At 46.9% G+C, this 15758-nt stretch carries 15 protein-coding genes; 6 read left to right on the top strand and 9 right to left on the bottom strand.

The window, feature by feature from the left end; all coding sequences use genetic code 11:
- Positions 1–52 precede the first annotated feature (52 nt).
- The 5 genes from IY568_RS13060 to IY568_RS13040 form a co-directional block, all read right to left on the bottom strand.
- Positions 53–559, bottom strand: a complete 507-nt coding sequence (locus IY568_RS13060; protein ID WP_125560508.1) for a YfiR family protein — start codon at positions 557–559, stop codon at positions 53–55.
- Positions 552–2531, bottom strand: a complete 1980-nt coding sequence (locus IY568_RS13055) for a TonB-dependent receptor plug domain-containing protein (RefSeq protein ID WP_194867796.1) — start codon at positions 2529–2531, stop codon at positions 552–554. The genes IY568_RS13060 and IY568_RS13055 overlap by 8 nt, the downstream gene beginning before the upstream one ends.
- Positions 2528–3805, bottom strand: a complete 1278-nt coding sequence (locus IY568_RS13050) for a sensor domain-containing diguanylate cyclase (RefSeq protein WP_194867795.1) — start codon at positions 3803–3805, stop codon at positions 2528–2530. Before IY568_RS13050 ends, IY568_RS13055 begins: the two co-directional genes overlap by 4 nt.
- A 160-nt stretch (positions 3806–3965) precedes the next feature.
- Entirely contained in the window at positions 3966–4451 is a 486-nt protein-coding gene (locus IY568_RS13045; protein WP_164517538.1) for a TlpA family protein disulfide reductase, read from the bottom strand.
- A complete protein-coding gene (locus IY568_RS13040; RefSeq protein WP_194867794.1) occupies positions 4441–6546 on the bottom strand; it encodes a TonB-dependent receptor plug domain-containing protein in 2106 nt (701 codons plus the stop codon). The genes IY568_RS13045 and IY568_RS13040 overlap by 11 nt, the downstream gene beginning before the upstream one ends.
- A 273-nt stretch (positions 6547–6819) precedes the next feature.
- Between IY568_RS13040 and IY568_RS13035 the strand changes: the two genes are divergently transcribed.
- A complete protein-coding gene (locus IY568_RS13035) occupies positions 6820–7203 on the top strand; it encodes a nuclear transport factor 2 family protein (RefSeq protein ID WP_194867793.1) in 384 nt (127 codons plus the stop codon).
- Between the two features lie 46 nt (positions 7204–7249).
- Entirely contained in the window at positions 7250–7858 is a 609-nt protein-coding gene (locus IY568_RS13030) for a LysE family translocator (RefSeq protein ID WP_194867792.1), read from the top strand.
- A gap of 82 nt (positions 7859–7940) precedes the next feature.
- Here IY568_RS13030 and IY568_RS13025 read toward each other — a convergent pair whose 3' ends face one another.
- Together IY568_RS13025 and IY568_RS13020 are read right to left on the bottom strand one after the other, a co-directional pair.
- On the bottom strand, positions 7941–8441 hold the full coding sequence (locus tag IY568_RS13025; protein ID WP_194867791.1) for a GNAT family N-acetyltransferase: 501 nt from the start codon (positions 8439–8441) through the stop codon (positions 7941–7943).
- A 131-nt stretch (positions 8442–8572) separates the two neighbouring features.
- Entirely contained in the window at positions 8573–9202 is a 630-nt protein-coding gene (locus IY568_RS13020) for a LysE family translocator (RefSeq protein WP_194867790.1), read from the bottom strand.
- Positions 9203–9362: 160 nt separating this feature from the next.
- On the opposite strand from IY568_RS13020, the gene IY568_RS13015 reads away from it, so the two are divergent.
- Positions 9363–10898 (top strand): PAS domain-containing hybrid sensor histidine kinase/response regulator, encoded by a 1536-nt coding sequence (locus tag IY568_RS13015; protein ID WP_194867789.1) that lies wholly within the window; start codon positions 9363–9365, stop codon positions 10896–10898.
- 16 nt (positions 10899–10914) lie between these two features.
- Here IY568_RS13015 and IY568_RS13010 read toward each other — a convergent pair whose 3' ends face one another.
- Complete coding sequence (locus tag IY568_RS13010; protein ID WP_194867788.1) at positions 10915–11997, bottom strand: alpha/beta hydrolase; 1083 nt, start codon at positions 11995–11997, stop codon at positions 10915–10917.
- 84 nt (positions 11998–12081) lie between these two features.
- Between IY568_RS13010 and IY568_RS13005 the strand changes: the two genes are divergently transcribed.
- Both IY568_RS13005 and IY568_RS13000 read left to right on the top strand, forming a co-directional pair.
- Positions 12082–12999, top strand: coding sequence for a LysR family transcriptional regulator (locus IY568_RS13005; protein WP_194867787.1), 918 nt, complete (start codon positions 12082–12084; stop codon positions 12997–12999).
- 112 nt (positions 13000–13111) lie between these two features.
- Positions 13112–14077 carry a hypothetical protein gene (locus IY568_RS13000; RefSeq protein ID WP_125560484.1) on the top strand — a complete coding sequence of 322 codons (966 nt, stop codon included), beginning with the start codon at positions 13112–13114 and terminating at the stop codon, positions 14075–14077.
- A gap of 53 nt (positions 14078–14130) precedes the next feature.
- Here IY568_RS13000 and IY568_RS12995 read toward each other — a convergent pair whose 3' ends face one another.
- Complete coding sequence (locus tag IY568_RS12995) at positions 14131–14544, bottom strand: hypothetical protein (protein ID WP_194867786.1); 414 nt, start codon at positions 14542–14544, stop codon at positions 14131–14133.
- Positions 14545–14773: 229 nt separating this feature from the next.
- On the opposite strand from IY568_RS12995, the gene IY568_RS12990 reads away from it, so the two are divergent.
- Entirely contained in the window at positions 14774–15748 is a 975-nt protein-coding gene (locus tag IY568_RS12990; RefSeq protein ID WP_194867785.1) for a hypothetical protein, read from the top strand.
- Positions 15749–15758 lie beyond the last annotated feature (10 nt).

The raw sequence follows: 15758 nt of genomic DNA, 5'->3' as shown, positions 1-15758 counted from the left end.
ATCTCCGGGTTCAGCGCCTTTAACACAAGGCACAGAGACGCAAATGGTTAGTTCACCGTACCTCGGTGGCCAGTTTTAGTAAATGTGCACTGAAGTTCAGGCCACGCCGCTTTGCATCCGTCAGGTTAACGCGAAAACTGAGATTATTGGCATCGGCTATCAGACCTATCATGGCCCCCTGACGAAACCCTTCGCTGGTATCGGCCACCACTAACACCGGAGACTGTTCCAGATCTTCCAGCCAGTATTGGGTTTGTTGGCGGTTTTGCTGGCTTAAAAATAGAATATCGCATTGCGATACTTGCGCGTTGTCGGGCAACTCAATGACTTCCGTGTCATCATCCACTTCCTGTTCGTGCAGCAAAGAATTAATGGCCTTAAAGAGATCGGGGTTTCCGACCACACAAAAGCTCAGTTTATCGGGCGGAGGCGGTGGCCATTTACTAAACTGACTAAAACGATATAAAAACGCCGCCTTAAGCTCGTTTTCACTGAGGTTCTGAGCCTTTCCCTCAGACCAGAACAATAAAAAAAATACCGCAACAAGCAGCTTAATCATTGTTCCAGCTCCAGTTAACCGACAAGTGCACCTGACGACGACGTTGCAGATAAGGCACAAACCCGTCGTCGGTAATATCGAGTATTTCTTTGTCGGTAATATTCCTGACTCCCAGAGCAACGAATAAGTCCTCCTCGTTTTGCCAGTTTACACTGACATCATGACTGGCAAAGCCCGGTAAATGACTGTCAAAGGTTCTTCTTTTACTGACGGCATAAGAATTCAAACTCAGCGTAAAGCCTGAACGACCAAGCGGTAAGCTAAAACGCACCTTACCGATAAACTCCGGCGAGTTGGCAATACCAAACCCACCTTTTAGTCGCGAGCGCTGAATAGCTGTGCTGGCGATCAGTGACATACCATTGGCCCAGCGTTTGTCCGCGCCAAACTCAAAGCCATGACTGCGAATAGGTGGCGGATTAAAGTAGATTGGCCGGAAGAAATCCTGATGGATGAGGTTGTCTATGTTGGCGTAATACAGCGTACTAAACGACGACAGCGAATCACTCCATCGCTGTACCAGGCTGATTTCATTATAATCAATGGTTTCATTGTTTGGATTAGGCTCATTGAATACGTTGTTCGCATTTCGTTCGAGGAAGTTTGCAACTCTGAACGCCCGGCTATGGCGCAGTAACAAGTGGTGGCCTTCTGTGACACTGTATTTGGCAGTAAAACTGGGTGACCATCTGGCTGAACTAAAGTCAGAATTATCATACCTCAGCGCCCACTGAAATTTGAACTTAGGGGTAATACGCCACAAGTCCTGAACATATACACCATAGCGATTTTCATTGCTTTTTTGCTCAAAATTAAACTGCGTGGGAAGGCTGGAGCGAGAGCTAAACTCCTGCCGGTGGTCTTTTTGAAAGTCTATTCCCACCATAAATTCGTGATTTTCGACCCCCAAAAACACCAGCTGACCGTCTACATTGCTCCAGCGCCCCGAATTCATTGGGCGGACAAATTCAAGCCCGCCATCAGGCAAGATAAGCGGAAAGTTACGGATCAGATCATTACCATGGGTCGAGATATGAAAATACGCCTCTATGTCATCCGAGATGGTGTCATCAAAGGTCAGCGCCACAAAATAGGCTTCATTATCGAGCGTCTCAAGCTCCGGCGTCGTATTCACCGGCGCTCCCGAGCGCAGTACACTAAACCCATCAGGGAAACTGCGTTGGCGCCGAGAAGCTGCTGCCTGAAACTGAAAACTGCCACTTTGATGGCTGAACATGGCTCTGCTGCTACTTTCTTTGTTCAAATGTTGCCAGGCCAGCAGTTCGGGCGGTGCGCCCGGTACAGGAAAGTCGATAGAGCGTAACTTAGAGCCGCTCAAAGAAAGCCAGCTATCCGCGCCGCCTTGTGAACGAAACCCGGCGGTTATCCGGCCATGCTGTGTTTCATCGTTGGTTGCAGAGAACGCGGTGTTCAGGCCACGTAGTTTGCTGCTGGTCTTAGTGACTATGTTAATGACTCCAAGCAGCGCGTTATTCCCATACAAAGCCGCAGATGCACCTGGGCTATACTCCACCCGCTCAATCAGTCCCACATCGACAAAATTTTCGTAGCCTATGAGCCCGGCATCTAATAGGTTTTCGTTCATTCTGGTGCCATCCAGCAAAAACAAAAAACGCGAATTAAAGTCCCCGGGCCGACCTATTCCCCTTGCGCCTAGGTAAATGAATGAGCTGTTATCCCGGGTCGTGATCCCAACAAACATAGCCAGAATGTCTGCCAGTGATTGCAGGTTAAACTGCCTGATGTCCTTGTCGGTGACCACATGAGTCACAGCCATGCTGTCACTGCTGGAGCGTTCAATTCTGGAACCCGCAGAAATTTGCGTATTACTGGGTAACTGATTGAGCTGCTGACTCAGTAAATCTTCCAGATCGGGCAGCGGGTCGTTTTGAGCCAGTGCGTTAGCTGAGAGCAAGTAAATGAACCCGGCGATAAGATACAGCTGCTTCATACGGGTGCCTGTTTGCTAAATACCTTAAAGTTATTTTTTCCTGCGCGCTTGGCTGCATACATAGCATCGTCGGCGCAATTGAGCAGATCCATAGGCGCGTCAGCATCCAGCGGCGTATAAGCAAGACCAATACTAATACCGATTGGCATCACAGTGTCTTTAACCATGATAGGCCGATTAATAATAGTCACTATCCGTGCGGCCAGCTTCTCGGCATTCTCTGTTGATTCAATGCTGGGCAGCAATAACGCAAATTCGTCACCGCCCAGTCGACAGAGCAGATCATCGCTGCGGATCATGGCGCTGATCCGATTTCCAACCTCAATCAGGGTTTCATCACCCGCATCATGACCATAGTTGTCGTTGACGAACTTAAAGTTATCCAGGTCAATGAACATCAGACAGCTAAGCGGCCTGGGATTACATCCCTCGCAGGTTATTTCTTTGAGTAACTGATTCAGGGCAACCCGGTTTGGTAAATTGGTGAGCGGATCGGTGCGTACCATTTGTTTGAGTTGCTGACCCTGGGCCTGCTCCTGCTCCAATTGTTGTTTCAGCTCCGCCTGAGAAATGTCCACACGCTTGAGTAACTCATTGAAGCTACGCGTTAGAATACCTATCTCATCATCCCGGATCACATTGGCGCGCAACTGAAAATTGTGCTCACTGGACACTCGCTGAGCCAACTCCGACAAAGTGATCAGGGGCATCAGAGCCTGACGCTGCACACGTGCCAACAAAAACACAGACCCAGTGAACAAAGCGGCGATCAGTAACGCCAGCATAAGCACCAACTGCAAATACCAGTACATCATGCCGGTTAAGTCGAGCACCATGATCAGGTCACCTTCAAGTTTGCCCTTGATTGACACCGGGTAATATAAGCGCATTCGCACGCCTTCGTATTCGCGCTGGGATTCAGTACCAACTTGTTGATATAGAGAAGAAGACGGCACAAAACTGGGCTTGGCATACTCACTGAACACTTCACCTTTGGCATTGCGCAAAGACACAAACAGCACATCTTTATTGATCCCGACTAACTCAAGCTCTTTGCTGGCAGTTTCTGCGTCATTAAAAACCAGCATAGGCACCACGTTATGCGCCAGCTGAGCAAGGTTAATTTCTGCGGTTTCAGCCTGACGGTCGCGAACCACAAACCACAGTAATATCGAGGTTAGCGAAAAGACCAATAGCATACTGCTTGCCATCACCGACAAGTTAAGCTGAGTTAATCTCTTCACAAGAGACATAGAAGGTAACGGCTCGCTCAAGTGCCCCCCAACAAACCAGATGACTGTATTGTCTTAATAAATATAGAAGAGAGCTGTTCAAAAAACAGTAAGTAGCAGGTAATTAGAGAAATTTATTGAGTTTATCGCAATGAAAATGACGCTCGAACACGGCACCATCTCCCTGAGTCATCGCAATAACTTAGAGGCACTTGGCCACTTGATGCTCTTTTAGCAATGCCGATAAGGTTTGCTGCGATCGATAGCCCTGAGTGTAAAACACCAGTTCACCTTGATGATTAAAGATCAATGTCATCGGAACTGGCGGGTTTGCCCCTAACGCCTGAATCAACTCACGACTGCTCAAAAAGGCGGGGAATTCATTGTGCTTTCGCTTGAGTGCGCGACGCAAATCACGACGATTACCGTTCACCCCCATCATCACGGGCTGAACGTCAGCACAGGACTCGACCAGGTTGCTCAGTGCGACGTGCTGCTTTTCACACCAGCGACAGTTTGGCATAAAAAAGGACATCAGCACTGGCGCACCGGTAAACGGGGCCAGCGTTTGCTGCTCGCCATAGGCAGCGTCATCAAGACGCTGCATAGGCTGCGTATAAAAGTCAGTCGCCTGACTCTTAGATACCAGGCAGGTAGCCAGCAACATGGCCACCCATTTAAAACTCATAGGTGAGTCCAAGGTAAGCCTGCCTGCCTCTGAGTGGGCCATGAATATATACCACATCATAACCCCCTTCAGCATCGTACATCAGCGGGCTACCCATATCTTCAGCCTGATTATAATCAAACAGATTGCTGGCACCGGCATAGAGGCTTAGAGATTCTGAAAGCGGCTTAACCACTTTTAAATCAACTGTGACATAACTCTCAGCTGTGGTCGGTTTGGCAAACTCCCCATTGGCATCGTTAAAGCCTTCATAACCATAATCTGTCAGATCTCGACTCGCCACCCAGATTGCACTGGTTATGATTTCCCAATCATTAATATGTAAGTCGGTGCTGAGCGTCGCGCGCTTTTCAATCGGTGCAATCCCAAAGGACGCTTTGAATGTTTCATCATAATGATATTGCTCAGCGATTGCGGACACAGTCAGAGTATCCGAAACCTGCCAGTTTGCCGAAATATCGACAGCGGTCACTGCGGCAGTTTCTGTCAGCTGAGTAAGCACCGGCGTGCCTGAATCGGTATGGGACAAAGTGGCCAGGTGCTCCACTTTGGTATGTGCGGCTGAGGCTGTGACAGTCAGCATTTCTGTCTCATAGCTGAGCGAGTAAGTAGCCGATTTTGAGCGCTCGGGTTCACTGACCTCTACCTGAAAGCCTTTGCCGGAATCCAGTATGCCGTGGTCACTTTCAAAGAAGGATAAAGGCGCACGATAACCCTGACCCAACGACAAACGTGAGGTAAAAGTGTCATTGTGGAAGTAACGCATGTCGACCCTGGGCGACAGAATGGTTTTGTCTATTTCAATGCCTGGTTTTTGCGGATCTACAAAGTCGGCCTGGATCTGATCCAGACGTAACGCAGCAGAGACTTCAATTGACTGGTTTGGTAACCAGGTATCCTGTATATAAAGTCCCGTTGTATCGTAATCAAAACTATCGGATACATAATTTGCTGCACTTTCCAGCGCAGCAGACGAAGAACGCATCTTCTCATCTCGCTTATCCGCACCAAAGGTAAGCAGATGCTGAGCATTCAGATCATAGTTAAAACGCACCGAGTAATAGTACATAGTGTCTTCAGCATAGTAATCTGTGCTTTCGTAGAACGAATCCTGAATATGGTCCACGTATGCCAAGCTTGACGTCACATTCAGACGGGATGAAATTTCGTGTAACCAGCTGAGACTGGCTTCTTCGCGCTCTGTTTTAACCCATTCTGCAGTTTCCCAGGCATTGCCGATGTAGCGATTTCTCACATCATCATTCACAAATAAGGAATCAGCTTCGCCCTGACTGACACTGGACAAAGTGGCAGAAATACTGGTTGCCGTATCACCCAGAACCGGACCACCAAACACTTCTGATTGGGTTTGATTCAGCCGCACACGGATATTGTCTGAATAACCAATATCGTGAGAGACCATTAACGTCAGTGACTGATTGGTCAGGGCCGGGTTTTCGCTTACACCGTTGCCGTCGCCATCAAACTGGTCTTTGTTGTCATACTGACCAATCAGAGTTGCACGGGTATTGCCGTCTGAACTAATGCCACTTGCCAGCGCAGAGATCAGCTTATATCCATCGCTACCCGTCGCCATATCCAGTTCAATTTTATCTTCGCTGGGCTGCGCCGTAACCAGGTTAACCGTACCACCAATGGCTTCCGGCGCAGTGAGTGATGCACCGGCACCACGGGCAATTTCAATACGCCCAATGCCGGACGCAGCCACTGAGTCCATGCCGTAAAAACCAGAAATCATAGTATGCATGGGGATGCCGTCAACCAATACATTGGTGTGCTCCCCTTTAAGTCCATTGATCATGATCCGCTTTGCGCCACACATAGCACATTCATTAGACACGCGAATGCCAATGGCATTTTGGATTGCATCTGCCAGACTGGAAGACTGAGTGTTTTTTATATACTCGTTTGAGAGTAGCTCCGTTTTGGCAATATCGTCTTTTAAGGCACCCGACTTGATCAGACGTGAGCGCACCCCTTGTACTTCAATTTTTTCTACTGACTTTTCCACCCCGATTGCAGGCGCAGATGCAGCTGACGCAATAACCATCAGCGTTGACAAAAGCAATGACATATTTGTGAGATCCTAGTTCTTATCTTAGTTACAACGCCCAAAATGTTATAATATAACATTTCAACAATCATCAAATTGGGGTTAATTACTAAAAACGTAAGACGAAGTGAATAATTTAGTCAGATGACCGGTGCGAACTGCCACAAAAATCGTGCACACTTAGGCTAATTTTTACCATTAAGCCCCTTGCCAAACTCTATCTCAGCCGATTTAATAACTTCAGCCCTGTTCAAAATCGCAGCGGCAAACATGGTTCATTTAAGGAGAATTGACATGTCAGAACCCACTCACATTGATCTGGTTGAGGCTTATATTCGCGCCTACAACGCCTTTGATATCGCCGCTATGCTGGCACTGTTAGATGAACAGATCGTGTTTGAAAACGAATCAAATGGCGAGATCACCGCCAGCGCGCATGGTAAAGTGGCGTTTGAGCAACTCGCTGTAAAAGGAGCTGCGTTATTCGAAACCCGCCAACAGACAATCATAGAATTAGCACTCGAAGAGCACGCAGCCACAGCCTACATTCAATACCAGGCAACGCTTGCAGTGGATCTGCCGAATGGCTTAAGTGCCGGAGATACGTTCCAGCTTGAGGGTGAAACCCGGTTCCGCTTCCACAACAACAAAATAAGTTACATTAAAGACGTGAGCTGAGGTACGATCAGCGAGAATAGTTTTTGAGCTCAAAAGGAGAAATTGCATGACCATTGAACACTATATGGCATTGTTTATCGCAATGTTTGTTGTCGCCATCATACCCGGACCTGCCGTATTCGCCATTACATCGGCCTCCGTTGCCAGTGGATACAAACGAGGCATATGTATGACTGCGGGCCTGCTGCTGGCCGATTATGTGTTCATTTTACTTGCAATTTCTGGTCTGGCGGTCGTTGCCGAGGTGTTGGGTGGCGCTTTTGTTATCATCAAATATCTCTGTGCCGCTTACTTGATCTGGATGGGCATCTCCTTGCTACTGTCAAAGCCCGGTGCTTCGGTCGCAGACACGGCAACACATAGCACCCAATCGGCCGTACTGAGTGGTTTTTTGCTGACGCTGAGTAACCCAAAAGCCATTGTTTTTTATGTTGCTTTGTTTCCTACCTTTGTCGCCATAGAAAGTATGACCGCTACGGACATTTTAGGGATCATGGCATGTGCAACGCTGGCATTTGGCTCAGTAAATCTGGGGTATGTTTATCTGGGCAATCAGGCCAGAAAGCTAATATCGACACCACGACGACTGACCCTGCTCAACCGCTGTGCCGGCTCGGTATTAGCAGCATCGGGCGTAACGGTTGCCGTTCGCTGATCTTATCGGCAAAGACCACACTGTTATCTGTGTGGTCTGAATAAGGTTTGATTGAGTATCAAAAACTCTGTTCAGTTCACGCTCAAAGCTCTATAGCCAGAATACAGCTATTTTGTGAGCCCGCACTGCGCTTTTCCGGATCATGAAAAGTATCAAGGATATGAAATCCGGCTTTTCGCATCATACCTGCCGAAGCCAGGTTCTCCTCATGTCGCTCAATTAACACCACTTCAGCGCCAACTTGTCTGGCCTGCGTGATACACGCCTGTAACAGAGCTGTGGCAATGCCTTTCCCGCCATGCTGACTTGCAACCACCACATCGCCGATAAAGTACATCAATTTCTGGTGCGTGTATTTGTTGAGGTAATCCGGGCTATGTGTTGCGTCAATCAGTACCGAGCAGCCGATAATTTCGTCATCCTGTACTGCCACCACGGCACTTGCAGCCCCACGTTCGAGCAACTCAAACTCGGCATTCACCCCGTCTTCGGTGAGGTAATTCCATTCATTCTGACCATGCTGCCATAGCAGGGCTTTTAGCGTGTCGGCTTCAGTCGGCAAAGCGAGTCGATAAGTGATCATCTGGGTATTCCTTACGTTGTTATTATCTGTCAGACCTGATTTAGCCACCCTGCCAAGAACGTACCATACACTTTGTCTTTCAAAGCCGTGATGATACACGCAAGTGTAAATGCCCTTTACACTACATTCGGTCAAAGCGTGGTCATCGTTCCCGATAACTGTACCACTATTTCCTTTAAGACCGGTAATACAGAGATCACCAGGAGTCCCGCCATCGCCAGATTAAAGCGCTGACGACTGGCGGTACTGTTCAGCCAGGTTTTTAGCAGCGAGCCAAACAACAACCAGACACCAACACAAGGAAAGGACACCAATAAAAAAGTGGTAGCAATCAGCATAGTCTGAGTATCAACGCCACCACCCACAGAGGTAAAGGCGGCAATCGCGCCTGTCGCCACCACCCAGGCTTTACCATTGATCCATTGAAACAAAGCGCCTTTCAAAAATGAGAGCGGCTCTCCCTGGCTGTCCGTCTCCTGGTTCTCGGCTGAACGCGCAATCAACCAGGCCAGATACAGCAAATACAGCACGCCCGCACATTTGATGATCAAATGTAGCGCGGGAAACCATTCAAACAAGCGAGAAAAACCAAGCCCAACTAACAGCAGCATAAAGGCAAAACCAATGCATATACCGCTCAACAAAGGCAGACTCTTTTTTACGCCAAAGTTTACGCCAGAGGTCATGACCATAATGTTGTTAGGGCCAGGTGTAACAGAGGACGAAATCGCAAAGAGGATGATTGCGTAGAGATATTCCATATTGAGCGTTTCCTTTTTTGCTGTTTAATCCTTTTTTACAGAACTATTTTCAAACACTCAAGAATAGGGTGGAGAAATAAAGGAACCTGCACTTATTACTTTGTTAATTTTCTCAAACTAAGCCTATACTCCTAGCACAATTCACTATTGCGACGGCTCTATGCACAGACTAGAAAAGGAACTTTACGAACGCATTAAAAATGATCCCGCGTTGTTTGAGTTTGTTCAGGAATCTTCGCTGGACGGGATCTGGTTTTGGGATCTTGAAAACCCCGAAGAAGAGTGGATGAGTGATAAGCTCTGGCGGACTCTGGGCTATGACCCTGACACAAAAACACATAATATATCCGAGTGGCAGTCAATCATTAATCAGGACGACTTAGCAAAAGCCATGGAAAACTTTAACCGCCACGCCGAAGACCCTGCCCACCCTTACGACCAAATTGTGCGTTATCAGCATGCCAATGGTTCAACTGTGTGGATCCGTTGCAGAGGGATGATACTCAGAAATGACCAGGGAAAGCCCATACGTATGCTCGGCGCGCATACGGATGTCACCAAAGTAAAAGAAAGCGAGCAACAGGCTATTGACGCTTTGCGTGCCAGAGATCGCTTTTTTGCCCGTATGTCTCATGAAATTCGCACGCCTTTGTTTGGTATGCTGGGCGTGGCTGAATCATTAAAAAGCAGCGTGCAAGACCCCGATATTTTACGTGATTTACACACTATTTTAGATTGCGGTGAGCAACTACAATCGCTGCTCAATGACATACTCACACTGACGAAACTGGAAGTAGGAAAACTGACCACCAGCCTTGAAACCGTCTCATTGCAGCACGTATTTTTGCACCTCCAGCGGCTTTATGACGACACGGCAAGAAAGAAAGGGCTGACCTTAGAAGTCGCACAGGCGGATTGCGAGACATTATTTTGTCAAACTGACAAGGTCCGTCTAACTCAGATCCTCAGCAATCTTCTCAGCAACGCCATAAAATATACTAAACAAGGTAAGGTCTCACTCTCAGCCAACTATCACAATGGCCAATGTGAGCTGATCATTCAGGACACCGGTGTTGGGATAAAAGACATAGCCACAGTGTGTGAGCCCTACTCACAGGAAAAACATGCAGATCTCACTGGAATCGGCAGCTCCGGCCTTGGACTGGATGTCGTCATTCAGCTGTGTGATATGCTCGGGTACGAATTTTCGCTGCAATCAGAAGTAAACACAGGCACTACAGCCACCATAGGTTTGACGGCGCAGCAGGATTTATCACAACGAAACAGAGAACAGGAACATCAACAGCACAATCTTGAGCCGACTTTGCAACTGGGTAATGTGCTCGTGGTTGACGATAATGCCATCAATCTGATTGTGGCAAACCGAATGTTAGAAGGCCACTGTACATTATTAGACAATGCTCAAAACGGGATAGAAGCCCTTAACAAACTCCAAAGTGGTCCGCACTATGACGTTGTGTTGCTTGACATCAATATGCCCGGTATGAGCGGCTATGATGTGCTTAAACAACTCACAGCGCTCAGTTTACCGACCACACCAAAGATAGTGATGCTATCAGCAGATGCTTATGAAGCCACCAAAGTCACTTGCCTTGAGCTTGGCGCGCATGATTATCTGGTAAAACCTTACTCTCAAAATCAGCTCTTTACCGTCCTAGATAGATTACTTCAGTAAGCACCTGCTGTCAGTGTCAAAGCTCAGTATGTTTACTAAACACAGTCGCAAAATGTGGCAGCACTCGCTGGCTGATGCGCTCACCAAAGCGGCTACTGTGGTCGCCTTCAAACACTTCTACCTGTACCTTGCTATTGCTGGCCCGACTCAGCTCACCAAGGCGCATACTGCCTTCTGAGATCCAACGGTATTCGTCTTTATTACCCACCTCTACATGTACAGTGTGCAACTTGCTCAGGACACTCGGGTTGGTATATAACCTGAGTAACTCACCAAACCCGCTTTGCCAGACGCCTTTCGTACTCTCAACCTCAGTATAATGAGGGCCAAACGCATCACTTTGTGTTCCTGCAAACGCACTGCCATAAGCAAGTACGAGCGCCAGATTAGAGTGATCGACCCCTTGCTGCCAAAGTTTTAGCCCCTGATAATCGGCAAATGCATTTGCCATAAATGTCGCCGGGTCGCTTGCTTTTGCCAGTTGCTGACGAAATTGCTTATAACCCGCTACCGCTTTCTCATCAGCCAGATAGGAATCTTGCATGCCCTGCTCGGAAAACAGACCTGGGCTCATTGCATAAACATGGTTGAAGTGTTGCGGATATTTGGCGGCAAAACGCAATGCGCCTGTCCCGCCCATAGAAAATCCAGCAATGGCTGTGTCTCCGGGTTGCTTGCTGGTCCGGTAGTTCGCAGCAACAAAAGGCAAGGCTTCTTTCATCACAAAGTCTTCAAAATTACCGTGTGTTTTTGAATTAACGTAGAAGCTGCCACGCAGAGGGGTATCCCCGTCTAGCATAACAACAATAAAGTCCATACTGTGCCCATTTTGTATGAATGTATCGAAGCGCTTAGCCAGGCTCTGAGCAAATCGATCGGGCCAGTTATATGCCCCCAGAAAATACAATACCGGATAATTTTTTTTGCTGGTGTCATAGTCTTTAGGCAGATAGACGCTGATAGTTCGGTTAGGGTCAGTGCCGATATAACTGCCTTCAATGGCTTGCGAATAATAGGGGTGTTGTACCAACTTTGCCTGAACGGCTGCACTGACCAGAGCTGCACATGTCAGCAATGCGGTTAATAGTCTCTGCATCATCATTATTCCTTTTTGTTATTTGCATCTAAGCTACCCAAAGCATATTGTTTAATCCAATATATAAATTACCTTTATTTATATCTAATGAATATAGATTGGCTCGATCTCAGAAAACTCCGCTATCTGGTCACCGTTGCTCAGGAACTCAGCTTCAGCAAAGCTGCCCGCCGACTAAACATGGCCCAGCCCCCGTTAAGTCAGCAAATCAAAAAAATTGAACAGCAACTGGGATTTACCGTTTTTGAACGTTCAACACGCCAGGTCTCATTGACACGCAGAGGCGAACGACTGATCCAACATGCCGATCAGGTGCTGGAAAGTCATTATGCGTTAATGCGTTACCTGGGGGCTGAGCAGTCAGGTGAGCTACTCCCTTTGCGCTTAGGTGCCATCGGCCTGGCAATCGATGTGTTAATTGCGCCCCGTATTGCGCTATTTCACCAACAGCATCCGGATTATCTGATTGACCTGGAAGAAGGCACCACCCAACAGCTAATCTCACAATGTCACGCCCAGTTGCTGGATGCTGCAATTATCAGACTGCATCAGCATGCCCTGTCGGATGAGCATTTGTATCTTCTGAAAAAAGAGCCCTATGTACTGGCAGTGCCGCGAGCATGGCAATTCACCACATCAGAACTGTGTCTGTCAGCACTGGCCAGGAAACCCTATATTAGCTATCCACGCGATTTACATCCTGAATTGTATGATGAAATTAATCAGGCCTTTGCCATCGCACATGTGCGTCCCAAACTGGTCCAGCAAGTCAAAACCAAATCCGCCACACTGGCTCTGGTTGCTAACCAGGTTGGCTTTGCAATCGTACCGGCGTCATTATCTGAATCAGACAGCAGGCACATTGATTTCATACCAATAAAACAAACCTTGCCCAGCGTAGATTACTACCTATATTGTCGTGACTTAGAGCGGCACCCAGGACTCAAAGCACTGCTACGTTTGCTAAAAGAAGAGCTAAACGATGTGACTCCTCCTGCGCGTTAAGCTGAAAAAAGATGATCTGGATTTAGTTAAAAATTAATATTTATTTCTTTGACATTTAATAACAAAAATAGATAGCTTGTTACCGGAAATTAAAACACAAAGGAAATGAAAAATGATCACAAAAGTAAAAGCATTGACACTTGCAGCGGTTTTAAGCACTGGTTTTGTGCCAGGTATGGCATCAGCCGCTATCAACAACAATATTGGCGAGTGTGATTTCTACAGCTTATTTGAGCAAAACTATCGGGACGATTATGTGACCCGGGTTACCGCATCTGTTTCTTACAAAGGCTATCAGGGCTGCGCACTGGACAGAAACAACTATGTGAAATCTGTGCTGGCAAAAACCTCTGCGCGCAGAAATGCGCTTGAGGCAGACATCCGCCAAAAGATTTATCAGAGCGTCGACGCTAACCTGAATGGCAGCTTTGACCTTGACTATGTTAACACCAACCTCAATGGCCCTATGGTATTTGAGCTACGTGAATCAGGCGGTCGGATCTTAGCAAAAGTAGGTGGTGTCGGTATCAGCTCTACCGCAAAAATAACCTTAAAAAATACCCCATCTTTTATTTTTAAAGCGTATGGCAGGATCAATTCCCCTGAAATCTGGGCAACCGCAGATTACAATGCCTTCAGTGGTGAAGTGAGTAACATCAGAGTGAATCCGGTGAATCTGAATATTGACTTTGAAACGCGCTTTTTGGGGATCAGCATCCCAGGCCTGTCAAACCTGATAGACAACTTTGTTGAGTCCAAGCTATCGAGCATGGCATATGCCGCTATTAACAGTGATAAGTTAAGCGGTTCTCGCACTATTTTCTCCCTGGATAAAGCGATCCCGAGCGGTGAGTTTTTCTACGGTGGTGAAGATTTGGGTGTGAAGGCAAAAGATGCGATTCGCCACATCATCAGTGGTCAGTCCGTCCGTATCTCAGTCTCTGGTAATTCACTGGGCTATACCACGCATTCAGCGTCTTTAAACGTCAAGCTCTCTGACACGCTGGAAATACAATTAGATAGTCAACGCAGAAAGAACCCGCTGGGCCCTGATAACTGCCCGGTCACTTGCCACTAAAAAATTTAAAAAGTAATCTGAGGCACCGCTGTCAGTGCCTCATATTTCTATACTCAACGCGTGCTTACTTGATCTCCCACTTTAGGTAAGGCGCGTTTATCAAGCAGCTTAAAGTCACGCAAATCGATCAGGGCACTGAAAACCTGCTCCTGTCGGCGATACACTATCAGTAAATTGCCCTGTTTGTTTACAGCCTGTGTTATCAGATCGCTGTAACCACTGATGATTTCGGTGTAGCCGGAGCCATCAAGACGACTCAAAGCAAAAATGAATTCATCATTGTAATCCAGCTGCTGATCCGCATTGCTGTCTTCATTGATAAGCTCGTAGAAAATCGCCTGATTTTGCTCACTCAGCCGAGTGCCTTCTTGCTCCAGGGTATCAAAGCGATAGATAAGCTGATCCACTGAGTCGAACAGCCAGCGAGATTCATTGGTACTGGCGTTGACCAAAATGGCATTTTTCATACGCGACTCTCGATAACTGCTAAACATTTTGTGTGGCCTGCTTTGGCGCTTGAAGCCTTCTATTGCTTAGGACTCTGCTACCGTCGCATCGGACAGTTAGCTTCTCGAATTCTAGAAAAATAAGAAAGCAATAACAAAACACAAAAAGAACGATTTATTGACATTAAATTGACACAATAAACAAAAAGAAATACATTAGCACCCAAATTGAATACAAAAGGAAATAGAAATGAGTCTTATATCAAAAGTTAAGGTCCTGACATTGGCAGCAATATTAAGCTGGGGTTTTGCACCAGGTACAGCTTCTGCGGCATTCAATGAGACCGGGGAATGCGACTTTAATGAACTCTTTGAACAATATAACAGTAACGACTACGTTACCCGGGTGAGTGCATCTGTCTCTTATAAAGGATTTAAAAAATGTGTTCTGGACAGAGACAACAAAATCAGAAGAATACTGGCTGATACGTCCTCACGGCGCAAAGAGCTGTCAGAAGCAATTAAACAAAAAGTTTATCAAAGCGTCGACTCCAACCTAAATGGCAGCTTTGATCTCGACTATGTAAATACCAGCCTGATAGGGGCGATGAATTTTGAACTTAAGGAATCAAACGGCCGGATCTTAGCGAAAGCGGGCGGGGTTGGTATTAAATCCAAAGCAAAGATTACACTTAAAAGAACGCCCTCTTTCATTTTTAAGGCATATGGACGTATCAACTCACCAGAGATCTGGGCAACTGCCGACTACAATCCAACCAATGGTGTTGTCAGCAACATCCGAGTCACCCCAGTCAACCTGAATATTGACTTCGAAACCCGTTTTCTGGGGATCAGTATTCCAGTTTTGTCTACCCTGATTAATCGTTACGTTGAATCAGAAATTGCCAAATCAATCAAGCAAGCCATAAACAACGATAAACTCACTGGTTCTCGCACCATTTTCTCACTAGACCAAGCTATCCCTAGCGGTGAATTTGTCCACGGTGGCGAAGACCTGGGTGTGAAGGCCAAAGATGCCATACGGCAAATTATCAGCGGTCAGTCAGTACGAATTTCCGTTTCTGGTAACTCGCTAATCAATCGCCAACACTCAGCGTCTATTAAAGTTAAATTCTCTGACACGCTGGAAATCCATTTAGAAAGCAAGCGCAGAAAAAACCCATTGGGCCCGGATAATTGCCCAACAATGGATTGTGAAGAATAACCCATGTTCG

It is taken from the genome of Pseudoalteromonas sp. PPB1 (assembly GCF_015356275.1).
In the GTDB taxonomy this organism is placed as follows: Bacteria; Pseudomonadota; Gammaproteobacteria; order Enterobacterales; family Alteromonadaceae; genus Pseudoalteromonas; species Pseudoalteromonas rubra_D.
Note: the sequence above shows the minus strand (reverse complement) of the source record. Positions and strands in the feature narration are given on the sequence as shown.

What these genes read in the sequence shown, in the direction of transcription:
- IY568_RS13030 (WP_194867792.1), top strand. Translation starts at nt 7,250, where the DNA reads ATGACCATTGAACACTATATGGCATTGTTTATCGCAATGTTTGTTGTC.
- IY568_RS13015 (WP_194867789.1), top strand. Translation starts at nt 9,363, where the DNA reads ATGCACAGACTAGAAAAGGAACTTTACGAACGCATTAAAAATGATCCC.
- IY568_RS13005 (WP_194867787.1), top strand. Translation starts at nt 12,082, where the DNA reads ATGAATATAGATTGGCTCGATCTCAGAAAACTCCGCTATCTGGTCACC.
- IY568_RS13055 (WP_194867796.1), bottom strand. Translation starts at nt 2,531, where the DNA reads ATGAAGCAGCTGTATCTTATCGCCGGGTTCATTTACTTGCTCTCAGCT.
- IY568_RS13000 (WP_125560484.1), top strand. Translation starts at nt 13,112, where the DNA reads ATGATCACAAAAGTAAAAGCATTGACACTTGCAGCGGTTTTAAGCACT.
- IY568_RS13020 (WP_194867790.1), bottom strand. Translation starts at nt 9,202, where the DNA reads ATGGAATATCTCTACGCAATCATCCTCTTTGCGATTTCGTCCTCTGTT.
- IY568_RS13025 (WP_194867791.1), bottom strand. Translation starts at nt 8,441, where the DNA reads ATGATCACTTATCGACTCGCTTTGCCGACTGAAGCCGACACGCTAAAA.
- IY568_RS13040 (WP_194867794.1), bottom strand. Translation starts at nt 6,546, where the DNA reads ATGTCATTGCTTTTGTCAACGCTGATGGTTATTGCGTCAGCTGCATCT.
- IY568_RS12990 (WP_194867785.1), top strand. Translation starts at nt 14,774, where the DNA reads ATGAGTCTTATATCAAAAGTTAAGGTCCTGACATTGGCAGCAATATTA.
- IY568_RS12995 (WP_194867786.1), bottom strand. Translation starts at nt 14,544, where the DNA reads ATGAAAAATGCCATTTTGGTCAACGCCAGTACCAATGAATCTCGCTGG.
- IY568_RS13010 (WP_194867788.1), bottom strand. Translation starts at nt 11,997, where the DNA reads ATGATGCAGAGACTATTAACCGCATTGCTGACATGTGCAGCTCTGGTC.
- IY568_RS13045 (WP_164517538.1), bottom strand. Translation starts at nt 4,451, where the DNA reads ATGAGTTTTAAATGGGTGGCCATGTTGCTGGCTACCTGCCTGGTATCT.
- IY568_RS13035 (WP_194867793.1), top strand. Translation starts at nt 6,820, where the DNA reads ATGTCAGAACCCACTCACATTGATCTGGTTGAGGCTTATATTCGCGCC.
- IY568_RS13060 (WP_125560508.1), bottom strand. Translation starts at nt 559, where the DNA reads ATGATTAAGCTGCTTGTTGCGGTATTTTTTTTATTGTTCTGGTCTGAG.